This window comes from Rhizobium sp. Leaf321 (genome assembly GCF_001423215.1).
GTDB lineage: Bacteria > Pseudomonadota > Alphaproteobacteria > Rhizobiales > Rhizobiaceae > Neorhizobium > Neorhizobium soli.
This window is the reverse complement of sequence record NZ_LMOF01000001.1, coordinates 16,395-30,323: the sequence shown is the minus strand read 5'-3', so window position 1 is coordinate 30,323 and position 13,929 is coordinate 16,395. Positions and strand designations below refer to the sequence as shown.

Sequence of the window (13,929 nt, the reverse complement as noted above, 5' to 3'; positions counted from 1 at the left end):
TTTTCGGTGGTCGTCATCTCAATTCCTCGGCCTCTCGGCCCCGTTACCACAGCAGGCAACAGGGAGCAGCGGCTTAAGTGTAAGCAATCAATCCGCGAGCAGGAATAGCACGTCGATTGACATCAACCAACTGGTTGGTTAATTGAATTACGGGTATTTCCGTTTGGGTTGCGAAGAGGAGTCGCCGCCCAGGCATCAAAAGGCATCAACCCTGAGGAGGACATTTCATGCCAGGCAAATTTTCATTCCGCACACTCGCATTGACGCTGGTTGCGGGCGTCAGCATGGCGCTCGGCGCGTCAGCCGCCCATGCGCAGGCTCTTGAGAAGATCAAGAGCGCCGGCGTCATCCGGGTCGGCGTCATGGGCGAACAGGCACCATGGGGCTCGATCGACGCCAGCGGCCAGAACATCGGCTATGACGTCGATGTGGCCAAGCTGATCGGCGAGGAAATGGGCGTCAAGGTCGAGTTCGTACCGAACGCTGTCTCGGCCCGCATCCCGAACCTTCTGACCGGCAAGGTCGATCTGCAGATGGCCGTCATGGGCATGTATCCGGATCGCGCCAAGGCCGTGCAGTTCAGCAAGCCTTATGCAGGCCTGAAGATCATTCTTCTGTCGAGCGCCAAGAACAAGATCACCGCGATCGAGGACGCAAAGAGCCTGCGCATCGGCGTGCCGCGCGGCGCGGCACAGGACAAGGCGATCACCACCCTTCTGGGTGACGTTCCCAACATCCGCCGCTTCGACGACGACAGCTCCAACATCCAGGCTCTCGTCTCCGGTCAGGTCGATGCGATCGGTGGCAACACGACCTACAAGATCAACCTCGACCGCGCATCGCCAGGCAACGACTACGAACAGAAGCTGGTCTTCAACGAACAGTGGATGGGCGTTACCACCAAGCTTGGCGACAAGGAAATCAACGACTGGCTGAACAAGTTCATCGACAAGATCAAGGCCGATGGCCGTCTCGAAGCGATCAACAAGAAGTGGCTGGCAGCAGACGCGCTTCCTAATTTCCCGGAAAAGCTCGAAGGCATCCCCTTCACCGTACAGTAAATAGTTAGCGTCAATTCCACGACCGCATGACGAAACGGGGCGCGCAGCCGCGATTGGAAAAGCGCGCCCCGATCTGCAGCAAAAGGCATGGACATGCGCACGATCTTTATCCTGAACGGACCCAATCTTAATCTTCTCGGTCAGCGCGAGCCGGATATCTACGGCCGCACGACGCTTGACGAAATCCGTGGCTGGTTGGAAGCGGATGCTGCCGAACTCGGCGTCGCGATCGATTTCCGCCAGTCGAATTTCGAAGGCGAGATCATCGAATCCATTCATGCGGCCCGCCATGATGCCGCCGGTATCATCATCAATCCGGCCGCCTACACGTTCACCTCGATTGCCATCCTCGACGCGCTGAAGACCTTCGACAAGCCGAAGATCGAATTGCACATTTCCAACGTGCATCAGCGTGAGGAAATCTATCACAAGTCGCTCGTCTCCAAGACCGCGACGGCAGTCATGGCGGGCTTCGGTGCCTACGGCTATCGCCTCGCTCTGCGGGCCATGGCGGAGATGACGCAATGACCCGCATCGGTCTGATGGGTGCCGGTCTGATCGGCCGCGAACATGCCGACCTCTTGGTGTCCAACCGCCGCGCCGAAATCGCTGCGATCTGCGATCCTTCTCCCGCTGCAGCCGAACTCGCCGCGCGGCTCTCCGTCCCGTACTTTACCGACTACGACACCATGCTCGATGAGGCCAAGCCCGACGGCGCCATCATCGCGCTGCCGAACAATCTTCATACGCCGGCCGCTCTCGCCTGTATCGAGCGCGGGGTACCCTGCATGATCGAAAAGCCGATCGCCGAAAGCATCGCCTCGGCTGCCCGCATCGTCGAGGCGTCGGAACGAAGCGGCGTGGCCGTCCTTGTCGGTCATCAGCGCCGCCACAGCCCCGACATCCGTTCCGCCAAACGCGCCATCGACGCCGGAGAGCTCGGACCGCTGGTCGCTGTCAGCGGCATGACCCTGTTCGACAAGCCGGACGACTATTTCAACACCGAATGGCGCCGCAAGCGCGGCGGCGGCGTGTTGCTGATCAACCTCATCCACGACATCGACGTCCTGCGCTATCTGGTGGGCGAGATCGAAAGCATCCGCGCCTTCACATCTTCGGCCCGCCGCGGTTTTGAGGTCGAAGACACGGCAAGCATTTCGATCCGCTTCGTCAACGGCGTGCTCGGCACGTTCCTGATCTCGGACGCAGCCGTCAGCCCCTGGGCCTGGGAGTATACGTCCGGGCAGGCGCTCTATCATCCGGCGCAGCCCGGTCCCTGCCTTTTCCTCGCCGGACGAAAGGCAGCACTGTCTGTCTCCGACATGTATCTGTGGCGGCACGCGGAGGAAAACGATCACTGGCAGCATCCGCTGGTTCGCGAATACCGCCCCGGCGATGGCTCGCTGACCTATGTCAACCAGCTCGACCACTTCGTCGATGTGATCCGTGGCGATTCGCAGCCGCTGATCAGCGCGCGAGACGGGATGTCGACGCTTGCCGCGACGCTTGCGGTCGATCTCGCAGGCCGCGAGGATCGCACCGTGACGCTCGCTGAAATGCTTTCACCGGCAAAGGTGGCGGCATGAAACGTAAGTGGTCCCTCTCTTTCTTGACCGGACTCGGCGTCGCGCCCGAAGAGGCCGTGCGTGCGGCAGCTGAGGCCGGATACGACTATCTCGGCCTGCGCCTGATGCCGGCATTTCCCGGCGGTCTTGCCTATCCGCTGATGGATGAACCGGCGCGGGTGAAATCGCTGATCAGCCTGATGGGCGACAGCGGCGTCGCTGTCTTCGATGTCGAGATGATCCGGATTTCGCCGGACTTCGATCCGGAACCGCTGCTGCCGTTTCTCGAATGTGCCGGCCAGCTCGGCGCCCGCGCCATTCTTGTTGCCGGTGACGATGCGGACGAGGGTCGTCTGACAGCCTCCTTTGTCAAACTCTGCGAGGCGGCACGTCCGTTCGGCCTCTCGATGGATCTCGAATTCATGCCGCAATCGGAGCTGCGGGATCTCGCAGCCGCCACCCGCGTCCTGACTGCGGCAGACCAACCGAACCAGGGCGTCATCATCGATACGCTGCATGTCTCGCGGGCCCGCACGACCATCGAAGAGATCACTGCTGTGCCGCGCAAGTGGCTGAACTACGTGCAGATCTGCGACGCTCCGGCCAAGATCCCGGAGACGCGGGAAGAACTGAACTACACCGCCCGCCATGCTCGGCTTCTGCCGGGCGAGGGGGAACTCGACCTTGCCGGCATGTTTGCCGCCATGCTGGCGGATCTGCCTGTCGCCGTGGAGATACCCAACGATGAGCAGTCGGCGGGCCTTTCCGCCGCCGAATGGGCGAAGCGAACGCTGATCGCGTCGCGCAGAATTCTCGAACCCGAATCCGAAGAGGCCCAATGACCGGCTTGCAAATAAAGACCATCCAGGGCGTGGATATCCCGAGCCTCGGGCTCGGCACCTTCGAACTGAAGGGACCGGAAGGCGAGGCGGCGATCCGGACCGCTATCGAACTCGGTTACCGCCAGATCGATACCGCGATACGCTATGGAAACGAAGTCGAAGTCGGCAAAGCCATTCGCGAAAGCGGCGTGGCACGGGGAGAGCTCTTCGTCACCACCAAGATCTGGTTCAACGATCTTGACCCGGAAACGGTCGCCGCCCGCGTTGATGAGAGCTTGGAACGGCTGGGTTTCGACTATGTCGATCTGCTCCTCGTTCACTGGCCGACCAAAGACGTGCCCCTTGGCGAAACGCTCGACGCATTCGCGCAGGCGAAATCCAAGGGTAAGACAAGGCTGATCGGTGTGAGCAACTTCACCGTGGCATTGCTCGACGAGGCGCTCGACGTTCACAAGGCCGAGCTGTTCTGCAATCAGGTCGAATACCATCCCTTCCTGTCGCAGGAAAAACTGCTCGAGCGCATGCGCCGGGCCGACATGCTGCTTAATGCCTATCAGCCGATTGCGCGCGGCAAGGTGTTCAGCTCCAAGCTGCTGACCGAGCTCGGAGCGAAGTACGGCAAATCGGCGGGTCAGATCGCGTTGCGCTGGCATGTCCAGCAAGACCATGTCGGTGCCATTCCGCGCTCCGCGAAGGCCGAAAACATCCGGTCCAACATGGACATTTTCGATTTTGAACTGTCGTCGGAAGACATGGCTGCCATTCATGCGCTGGCGCGTGGCGAGCGCTATTCCCGTTTCGAGTGGGAACCCGACTGGGACTGAGACGCGGCGATGGTGAAGGCAATGAGGGAGGTAGAACATGACACTTGATTTCAGCGTCGTCACCGATGCTTGGCAATCGCTGGTCTATGGCACGTTGGGAACCCTGTTCCTGGCCGTAGCCGGCATGATGATTGCGACTGTTATCGGCGTGCTGGGCGTGGCGATCCTCAGAACGAACATGGTCATCCCGTCCTTTCTCGTCACAGCTTTCGTCGAGGTGATCCGCAACACGCCTTTCCTCGTGCAGATCTACTTCATCTTCTTTGCGCTGCCACTCGCCGGCGTCCGGCTCAACCCCACCATGACCGCGGTTCTGGCACTGGGGTTGAACGGTGGCGCCTATGCGATCGAGATTATTCGCGGTGGTGTGGAAAGCATTCCCAAGGGGCAGACCGAGGCCGGTCTGGCTCTCGGCCTCCACAATCATGAAGTCTTCCGGATGATCGTGCTGAAGCCGGCGCTGCGGGCCATCTATCCGTCGCTGTCGAGCCAGTTCATCCTTTTGACGCTGACGACCGCGATCTGCACCTCGATTTCGGCTTACGAACTGACATCGGTGGGTCAGCGTATCGAGGCTGAAACCTTCCGCAGTTTCGAGACCTACTTCACCCTGACCGGCATCTATCTCGTCATTTCGACGGTGACCATGTGGACGCTTGCCGCCATTGGCCGGCGTGCCTTCAACTATCCGCAGCGCTGAGGAGGACCAGGATATGGGATACCAAGAACTGACCTACCTGCTGCAAGGCCTTGGCTGGACGCTTGTCCTGACCGCGATGGCCTTTGTCGGCGGCATCATCTCGGGCGTCATCGTGGCGCTGATGCGGGTGTCGAGGATCGCCTTGGTCCGTTATATCGCAATCGGCTGGATCGGGCTCTTCCAGGGCACACCGCTTCTGATGCAGCTCTTCGTCGCCTATTTCGGCCTGCCGCTTCTGGGCTTCGATCTACCCGGTTGGGCCGCCGTCGGCATCGCGCTGACCGCACATGCTTCGGCATTTCTGGGCGAAATCTGGCGTGGCGCGATCGAGGCGGTGCCGAAGGGCCAGACTGAAGCTGCCGATGCGCTCGGCCTCCACACCCGCAGCCTGATGTTCGACGTCATCATGCCGCAGGCCTTCAAGCTATCGCTGCCGGCAACCGTCGGCTTCCTGGTCCAGCTTCTGAAAGGCACGTCGCTTGCTGCCATCGTCGGCTTCATCGAGCTGACGCGTGCAGGTTCGATCGTCTCCAACCAGATCTACCAACCGCTTCTCGTGTTCGGCGTCGTCGGCGCCATGTATTTCGCAATGTGTTGGCCGCTGTCCCTGTGGGGACGACGCATCGAGCGGCGTATGTCCGCCGGTTTGGCAAGATAGAGTAGGGAAAATGACCATGGCAATTGTGACCAACACCAACGCCCAGTCGACCGGCAAAGAGCCGATGATCATGATGCGCGACGTGGAAAAGTGGTACGGCGCATTCTACGCCCTCAAGAAAGTCAACCTGACCGTGGCGAAGGGCGAAAAGATCGTTCTCTGCGGTCCGTCGGGATCGGGCAAGTCGACGCTGATCCGCTGCATCAATCGGCTCGAAGCAAGCCAGGGCGGCGAGATCGTCGTATCAGGCCATACCGTGAAGGACGACCAGAAGGCGATCGATGCGGTGCGTCGCGAAGTCGGAATGGTCTTTCAGCAGTTCAACCTGTTCCCGCACAAGACGGTGCTCGAAAACTGCATTCTCGCCCCCATGCGGGTGCGTAAACTGTCGCGTCCCGAGGCGGAAAAGACGGCCCGGAAATATCTGGAACGGGTCCGCATCGGCGATCAGGCGGACAAATACCCGGCCCAGCTTTCCGGCGGCCAGCAGCAGCGCGTTGCGATTGCGCGCGCCCTCTGCATGGAACCCAAGGCGATGCTGTTTGACGAACCAACCTCGGCGCTCGACCCTGAAATGGTCAAGGAAGTGCTCGATACGATGGTGTCGCTCGCCCGTGACGGCATGACGATGATCTGCGTCACGCACGAAATGGGTTTCGCCCGCCAGGTCGCCGACCGCGTTATCTTCATGGCCGATGGCGAGATCGTTGAGGAAAACGATCCCGAAAGTTTCTTCAGCGCGCCCGCCCATCCCCGGAGCCGGGCATTCCTGGGCGAGATCCTGTCGCATCATTGAACCCGCGTACAAGGCGCGTATCTGCATGCGTAAGCGCTTAAGGCACACCGTAAACGAGGCTGAAGCAAACGAGGGCAAGTCATGAAGACGTCCATAGCGACCGTATCGATCAGCGGTGAACTTCCGGAAAAGCTTGCAGCCATTGCGCAGGCGGGGTTCAGCGGTGTCGAGATCTTCGAAAACGACTTCCTGGCCTTCGACGGGACTCCTGCCGATGTCGGGCGCATGGTCCGCGATCACGGGTTGGAGATTACCCTGTTCCAGCCCTTCCGCGATTTCGAGGGCATGCCGGAACCGCACCGCTCGCGGCTGTTCGACCGGGCGGAGCGCAAGTTCGACATCATGCAGGAGCTGGGCACCGATCTGGTACTCGTGTGCTCGAACGTCTCGCCGCTCGCGCTCGGCGGTATCGACCGGGCGGTGGCGGATTTTCACGAACTCGGGGAACGCGCTGCCAAGCGTGGCCTGAAAGTCGGGTACGAGGCGCTTGCCTGGGGCAAGCACATTTCCGACCACCGCGATGCCTGGGAGGTCGTGCGGCGCACCAACCACCCGAATATCGGCATCATCCTCGACAGTTTCCACACGCTGTCGCGACAGATCGACATCAATTCGATCCGCTCTATCCCGAAGGAAAAGATCTTCATCGTCCAGCTGGCCGATGCGCCATTGATCGACATGGATCTGCTTTACTGGAGCCGACACTTCCGCAACATGCCGGGCGAGGGAGATCTGCCGGTCGAAGCATTTACCAGCGCCGTCGCCGAAACCGGCTATGATGGCTATTTCTCGCTGGAGATATTCAATGACCAGTTCCGCGGCGGCTCGGCAAAGGCTATCGCGGCAGATGGTCACCGATCACTGATCACGCTTGGAGATCGGGTGCGTCGCAATCCGAATGCGTCGGGCCTGACGCTCCCGGTCATGCCGGACCGCAGCGCCGTGCAAGGGGTCGGCTTCGTCGAATTTTCGGCAAGCGAGGCCGACGCCGGAGAACTGGCCGGCATCTTGCGCACGCTCGGTTTTTCCAAGACCGCACAACACCGCAGCAAGAAAGTCAGCGTGTTTTCGCAGGGCAATATCAAACTGCTTCTGAATACGGACGAGATGGGCTTTGCGAGTGCATCCTACGCCGTGCACGGCACCTCGGCCTATGCAATGGCTTTGAAGGTGGACGACGCGCGCGATGCGATGGATCGTGCGGTGGCATTGGGCGCCGAAGTGTTCAATCAACCCGTCGAGACGGGCGAGGTGACGATCCCCTCTATCCGCGGTGTCGGCGGAGGTCTGATCTACCTGCTCGATGACAAGACGGATCTTTCCCGCATCTGGGATATCGATTTCGCCCCAGTCGATGATGAGCATAAGAAGCAGGATGCCCACCTCCTGAGCGTCGATCATATCGCCCAGACGGTAGCGTATGAGGAGATGCTCACCTGGGTGCTTTTCTACACCTCGATCTTCGAGATGCAGAAGACGCCGATGGTCGATATCATCGACCCATCGGGCGTGGTGCGCAGCCAGGTTGTCGAAGCGCCGCAAGGCTACCTTCGCATTACCCTCAATGGTGCGGAAAACCGGCGAACGCTTGCTGGGCATTTTATTGCGGAGACATTCGGGTCCGGCATCCAGCATCTGGCATTCGAAACTGCGGATATCTTTGCGACGGCCGCGGCCCTGAAGGCGAACGGCTTCCGGCCCTTGCCGATCTCGCCAAACTATTATGGCGACGTGGAAACCCGCTTCGGTCTCGATCCGGACCTGACGGAGAGGCTAAAGGCGGAGAACATTCTCTACGACCGCGACGAGAACGGCGAATACTTCCAGCTCTATAGCGGCACGTTTGGGGAAGGCTTCTTCTTCGAGATCGTCCAGCGGCGCGATTATCGCGGTTATGGCGCAGCCAATGCGATCTTCCGCATTGCGGCCCTGAAGAAACAGATCAGGCCGGAAGGTGTGCCACGGCTTTAGGCTTCGCGGGAGCCTTTGGTGATGAGGGGCCGGCCGGGTAGGCCGGCCCCTCATGCGTTTTTGGCTTAGCCGAACAGAACCAGGCTGCTTTTCAGCGTGACCCAGATGCCCCAGATCATGGGGATGCCGACGACGGCCCAGGCGAGAGCGGCCTGAGCGGAGAAGCCACCCTTGCCGATGCCGAATGAACCGGTCGGGCCAGCATTTGCAGCGGCAGTCTTTGCCTGCAGCGAGGCAACCTCTGCGTCGGACATAAACCACTTGTCGGCAAGCGGCCGCACCAGCGAGTTGGCGATGAGGCCAAGCACAAGCATGCCCGCAAGAATATACATCGTGCCGGTGTAGAGAGCCGGTCCCGGCGCAACGCCTGCAGCAATCTGCGCTTCACGAATGTAGTTCACCACGACCGGACCGACGATGCCGGCAGTCGCCCAGGCCGTCAGAAGACGACCGTGGATCGCGCCGACGAACTGGGTTCCGAAGATATCGGCAAGATAGGCCGGGATGGTTGCGAAGCCGCCGCCATACATGGACAGGATGATGCCGAATGCCAGAACGAACAGACCCTTGTTGCCGAGGTTGGCAAGTGTCGGTGCGGTTGCATAGAGGATAATGCCGAGGATGAAGAACGTGTAGTAGGTGTTCTTGCGGCCGAGCTTGTCCGAAAGCGAGGCCCAGACAAAGCGTCCGCCGATGTTGAAGAGCGACAGAAGGCCGGTGAAGCCTGCAGCGATTGCTGCGATCTGTGCCTTCTGTCCAGCGTCGAGCTGCGCGAACGCGACGTCAGGCAGACCGATCAGCGAACCGGCGAAGATTTCCTGCAGCATCGGCGATGCCATGCCGATAACGCCGATACCAGCCGAGACGTTGAGGCAAAGCACGGCCCAGATGAGCCAGAACTGCTTTGTCTTGTGCGCGTCACGCAGGTGAACGTGCTTCGTGGTGATCATCGTCGACTTGGAAGCCGGCGGTGTCCAGCCTTCAGGACGCCATCCTGCCGGCGGGATGCGGTAGCCAAAGGCGCCGCCCATCATGAAGCAGAAATAGATCGCCGCCATGGCGATGAAAGTCTGCCACACACCGACAGACACGTCGGTCTTGAAGAAGTTCATCAGGAGGTTGGCAAGCGGAGCGCCGATCATTGCGCCGCCGCCGAAGCCCATGATCGCCATGCCTGTCGCCATGCCGCGACGGTCCGGGAACCACTTGATCAGCGTTGAAACCGGCGAGATATAGCCGAGACCGAGACCGATGCCGCCGATAACGCCGGCGCCGACCCACATCATCCACAGCTGGTGGGTCATGACGCCCATGGCTGCGACGAGAATGCCACCGCACCAGCAGCAGGCGGAGACGAAACCAGCCTTGCGTGGACCGACCTTTTCAAGCCAGCCGCCCCAAATGGCAGCCGAGCAGCCCAGCAACACGAAGAACAGCGTGTAGATCCAGCCGAGATCGGCAACGCGCCAGTTGCAGCTTGTTGTAACCAGGGCCGTCAGCAGGCTCATTCCGGTGCATGACGGGTCGGCTGCACCTGGAATGGCGCGCGAAAGCGGCAGCCAGAAGACGCTGAAGCCGTAGGCCATGCCGATGCAAAGGTGGATAGCGAGGGCTGCCGGCGGCACAAGCCAACGGTTGAAGCCCGGTTTTGCGATAATACGTTCCTTCTCCAGGAGACCGGCGCTTTCGGCGCGGCCTCCTGCTGTTCCTGCAATTGCCATAAAAGAAGATCCCTCTCTGAGTAATGGCTTTCAACGTGAGCTCACCACCGCCCTCCAGCTGAAGGCGAGCTTACGCTTTGCTTTCCGGTGTGATCTCCCGAAAAGCGGTTTCATCTGGCCCCGTTCCCTAACGTCCGGAAACACCCCCGGTCGTTCCCTCTTTGGTTCCCATACCCGTCCCGCTCGGTTCTGCCGGTCGGCGGATCAGTGTCGAAGCCTCGACGACAAGCGGCAGCAATCCTGCGCCGCCGGCATCGAGATGTTCGAATAGGTGCCGGCGCATGCGCGGCTCCCAGAATTTGTTGATATGCGTCGCAACGCCATTGGTTCGCACGCTCTCCGGCTGGGATAAGAAAAACGTGGCGATCTGGTTTGCCATCCGGACCAGCTTTTCGTGGCCGTGGGTTTCATGTGGCACTGTGTCGTCCAACTGATCATGCACCATCGGAAAAAGCTCCGATGGCGATCAGGCGACCCGTCATTGCAGCAGCCGGATACGGTCCGGAGATCCGCGCAGTTGAAGCGCGGCTGCCGTGATAGCTGAAACCTATCGTACGATTGGCTTGTACCGAGATTGAGCGAGTTGCACTGTTTCCGTTACGACGGCTAGTTTCAAGAACTGCACTTGCGACGAACAGTGGCGTCATAGGACTCTGCGACAAATTGGCACTCCCCCTTAATCTGGTTCTTGACCTGTTTGCAAGAGCCCTGCGGCCTCACCGATTGCCTATTTGCAATTGATAATTCCGATTACTCCGCAGCCTCCATTCGACCTGCGATGCGTCGCGATCTGCGCGACAGGTCGCCGTAGTCCTGCTGCCACTCCGTCGGGCCATTCGACGGCGAAACCTGCACCGCCGTGACCTTGTATTCCGGGCAGTTGGTGGCCCAGTCCGAGTAGTCGGTGGTGATCACATTCGCCTGCGTATCGGGATGGTGGAAGGTGGTATAGACGACACCCGGCGCCACGCGGTCGGTGATCAGAGTCCGCAGCGTCGTATCGCCGGCTCGGCTCGCAAGCTTGATCCAGTCGCCGTCCTTGATGCCGCGTTGCTCGGCGTCGTGCGGATGAATCTCCAGACGGTCCTCCGCATGCCAGACGACGTTGTCGGTGCGCCGTGTCTGCGCGCCGACGTTATACTGGCTGAGAATACGGCCGGTGGTGAGCAGAAGCGGGAAACGCGGCCCTGTGCGTTCGTCGGTCGCGACATATTCGGTGCGGATGAACTTGCCCTTGCCGCGCACGAAGCCGTCGACATGCATGATCGGCGAACCGAGCGGATGCGCTTCGTTGCAGGGCCACTGCACCGAGCCCATCTTTTCCAGATAGTCGTAGGAGACCTTGGCAAAGCTCGGCGTCGTCGCGGCGATCTCGTCCATCACCTGCGACGGATGGGTGTAGTTCCAGGCGAGCCCCATTGCCTGCGCCAGTTTCTGCGTCACTTCCCAGTCGGCCAAGCCGTTCTTCGGGCTCATCACCTTGCGAACGCGGTTGATGCGCCGCTCAGCATTGGTGAACGTGCCGTCCTTTTCGAGGAAGGTCGAGCCCGGCAGAAAGACATGCGCGTAGTTGGCGGTTTCGTTGAGGAAGAGGTCGTGCACGACGACGCATTCCATCGCTTCGAGACCGGCGGACACATGCTTGGTATCCGGGTCGGACTGCAGGATATCCTCGCCCTGGATGTAGATGCCCCTGAACGTGCCTTCGACTGCGGCATCCAGCATGTTCGGTATGCGCAGGCCCGGCTCGTTGTTGAGCGTCACGCCCCACAGTTTCTCGAATGTCTCGCGGGTGGCATCGTCGGAGATGTGGCGATAGCCCGGCAGTTCGTGCGGGAAGGAGCCCATGTCGCAGGCGCCCTGGACGTTGTTCTGTCCTCGCAGCGGATTGACGCCGACGCCGGGCCGGCCGAGATTGCCGGTGACCATGGCAAGGTTGGCGATCGCCATCACCGTCGTCGAGCCCTGGCTGTGCTCGGTGACGCCGAGGCCGTAATAGATCGAGCCATTGCCGCCGGTCGCAAACAGCCGGGCTGCACCGCGCAGCAGATCGGCGGGAACGCCGGTATAGGCCTCCGTCGCTTCCGGGCTATGCGCGTCTTCCGAAACAAACGCCGCCCAATCCTCGAATTCCGACCAGTCGCAGCGCTCGCGGATGAACGCTTCGGCAAACAGCCCCTCGGTGACGATGACATGCGCCAGCGCGGTCAGGACAGCCACATTGGTGCCTGGCTTTAAGGGGAGGTGAAACGCTGCCTCGACATGGGGCGAGCGGACGATATCGGTGCGGCGCGGATCGATGACGATGAGTTTCGCACCCTGCCGCAACCGCTTCTTCAGCCGCGACCCGAATACCGGATGACCGTCGGTCGGGTTGGCGCCGATGATCATGACCACGTCGGTGTGCTCGACGCTGTCGAAATTCTGCGTTCCGGCCGAGGTTCCGAAAGCCTGGCCGAGCCCATAACCGGTCGGCGAATGGCAGACGCGGGCACAGGTATCGACATTGTTGTTGCCGAAACCGGCCCGGATCAGCTTCTGGACGAGGAATGTCTCTTCGTTGGTGCAACGCGACGAGGTGATGCCGCCGATCGATTCGCGGCCATACTGATACTGGATGCGCCGGAACTCCGAGGCGACATGGCTGAACGCTTCTTCCCAGCTGACTTCCCGCCACGGATCGGAAATTTTCTCGCGGATCATCGGATTGAGGATGCGGTCCTTGTGGCTCGCATAGCCATAGGCGAACCGTCCCTTGACGCAGGAATGGCCGCGATTGGCCTGGCCGTCCTTCCACGGTACCATCCGTACCAGTTCTTCGCCGCGCATTTCAGCCTTGAACGAACAGCCGACGCCGCAATAGGCGCAGGTCGTCACCGTCGAATGCTCTGGCTGGCCGATTGCGATCACCGACTTCTCGGTCAGTGTCGCGGTCGGGCATGCCTGCACGCAGGCACCGCAGGAAACGCATTCGGACTCGAGAAAATGTTCGTGCGCGCCGGGAGAGACGCGGCTTTCGAAACCGCGGCCTTCGATTGTCAGCGCGAACGTGCCCTGCACTTCCTCGCAGGCGCGGACGCAGCGCGAACAGACGATGCATTTGGAAGGGTCATAGGTGAAGTAAGGGTTCGACTCGTCCTTCGGCATCCACTTGGCATTGATGGCGCCGTCGGTCCGGGCCCTCACATGGTTGTCGCCCTCGTAGCCATAGCGAACGTCGCGAAGGCCGACGGCACCCGCCATGTCCTGCAGCTCGCAGTCGCCATTGGCGGCGCAGGTGAGGCAATCGAGCGGGTGGTCGGAGATATAGAGCTCCATCACACCCTTGCGGATCTGTTTCAGCCGCTCCGTGTGCGTGTGGACGACGATCCCGGGCGCAACCGGCGTGGTGCAGGAGGCCGGCGTGCCGTTGCGACCTTCGACCTCGATGAGACAGAGCCGGCAGGACCCGAAGGCGTCGACCATATCCGTGGCACAGAGCTTGGGCACCTGAATGCCGGCCGCCATCGAGGCGCGCATGATCGAGGTGCCGGCGGGAACGGTGATCTGGCGACCGTCGATGGTCAGCGTCACCGTCTCGGTGGATTTCGAAACTGGTGTGCCGTAGTCGATTTCATGAACGAGGGACATGATGCGTCTCCTGTTTGAACATGGGGGTGCGGACTGGGCGGCGGGGAGAAAGTCCCCCTCTGGCCTGCCGGCCATCTCCCCCACAAGGGGGGCGAACAGATGCCGCGCCGACTTCACCCAATCGGAAAGCAAGCCGCGCGGCAGGTTGAGCCCTCCCACCT

The 13,929-nt window shown here is 60.9% G+C and carries 13 protein-coding genes; 9 read left to right on the top strand and 4 right to left on the bottom strand.

All coding sequences use genetic code 11. The features are described from left to right. The first annotated feature begins 227 nt into the window (after positions 1–227). From ASF70_RS00135 to ASF70_RS00095, 9 genes are all read left to right on the top strand, one after another. Entirely contained in the window at positions 228–1,061 is an 834-nt protein-coding gene (locus tag ASF70_RS00135; protein ID WP_082471667.1) for a transporter substrate-binding domain-containing protein, read from the top strand. An 87-nt stretch (positions 1,062–1,148) separates the two neighbouring features. Beyond that, positions 1,149–1,589: a type II 3-dehydroquinate dehydratase gene (gene aroQ / locus ASF70_RS00130; RefSeq protein ID WP_174197518.1), complete on the top strand. Its 441-nt coding sequence runs from the start codon at positions 1,149–1,151 to the stop codon at positions 1,587–1,589. Further along, positions 1,586–2,647 (top strand): Gfo/Idh/MocA family oxidoreductase, encoded by a 1,062-nt coding sequence (locus tag ASF70_RS00125; RefSeq protein WP_062576417.1) that lies wholly within the window; start codon positions 1,586–1,588, stop codon positions 2,645–2,647. Before aroQ ends, ASF70_RS00125 begins: the two co-directional genes overlap by 4 nt. Continuing rightward, positions 2,644–3,468 carry a TIM barrel protein gene (locus ASF70_RS00120; protein ID WP_062576415.1) on the top strand — a complete coding sequence of 275 codons (825 nt, stop codon included), beginning with the start codon at positions 2,644–2,646 and terminating at the stop codon, positions 3,466–3,468. Before ASF70_RS00125 ends, ASF70_RS00120 begins: the two co-directional genes overlap by 4 nt. Continuing rightward, positions 3,465–4,292, top strand: coding sequence for an aldo/keto reductase (locus ASF70_RS00115; protein ID WP_062576414.1), 828 nt, complete (start codon positions 3,465–3,467; stop codon positions 4,290–4,292). Before ASF70_RS00120 ends, ASF70_RS00115 begins: the two co-directional genes overlap by 4 nt. A 37-nt stretch (positions 4,293–4,329) precedes the next feature. Then, a complete protein-coding gene (locus ASF70_RS00110; protein WP_062576412.1) occupies positions 4,330–4,992 on the top strand; it encodes an amino acid ABC transporter permease in 663 nt (220 codons plus the stop codon). A 13-nt stretch (positions 4,993–5,005) separates the two neighbouring features. Next, positions 5,006–5,650 carry an amino acid ABC transporter permease gene (locus ASF70_RS00105; RefSeq protein ID WP_062459043.1) on the top strand — a complete coding sequence of 215 codons (645 nt, stop codon included), beginning with the start codon at positions 5,006–5,008 and terminating at the stop codon, positions 5,648–5,650. Positions 5,651–5,666: 16 nt separating this feature from the next. Further along, positions 5,667–6,446, top strand: coding sequence for an amino acid ABC transporter ATP-binding protein (locus tag ASF70_RS00100; RefSeq protein ID WP_280136580.1), 780 nt, complete (start codon positions 5,667–5,669; stop codon positions 6,444–6,446). 81 nt (positions 6,447–6,527) lie between these two features. Then, positions 6,528–8,417, top strand: a complete 1,890-nt coding sequence (locus ASF70_RS00095) for a sugar phosphate isomerase/epimerase and 4-hydroxyphenylpyruvate domain-containing protein (RefSeq protein WP_062576410.1) — start codon at positions 6,528–6,530, stop codon at positions 8,415–8,417. Between the two features lie 65 nt (positions 8,418–8,482). Here the strand turns inward: ASF70_RS00095 and ASF70_RS00090 are convergent, their stop codons facing one another. The 4 genes from ASF70_RS00090 to fdhF all read right to left on the bottom strand — a co-directional run bounded on the left by ASF70_RS00090 (position 8,483) and on the right by fdhF (position 13,768). Beyond that, positions 8,483–10,138: an OFA family MFS transporter gene (locus tag ASF70_RS00090; protein ID WP_062576409.1), complete on the bottom strand. Its 1,656-nt coding sequence runs from the start codon at positions 10,136–10,138 to the stop codon at positions 8,483–8,485. Positions 10,139–10,265: 127 nt separating this feature from the next. Beyond that, a complete protein-coding gene (locus tag ASF70_RS00085; RefSeq protein ID WP_244473916.1) occupies positions 10,266–10,517 on the bottom strand; it encodes a formate dehydrogenase subunit delta in 252 nt (83 codons plus the stop codon). Between the two features lie 55 nt (positions 10,518–10,572). Next, the gene (locus tag ASF70_RS23820; protein ID WP_156461707.1) at positions 10,573–10,785 is read right to left on the bottom strand and encodes a hypothetical protein; all 213 of its coding nucleotides are present in this window, start codon (positions 10,783–10,785) and stop codon (positions 10,573–10,575) included. Between the two features lie 103 nt (positions 10,786–10,888). Next, entirely contained in the window at positions 10,889–13,768 is a 2,880-nt protein-coding gene (gene fdhF / locus ASF70_RS00080; RefSeq protein WP_062576407.1) for a formate dehydrogenase subunit alpha, read from the bottom strand. Between the last annotated feature and the right edge of the window lie 161 nt (positions 13,769–13,929).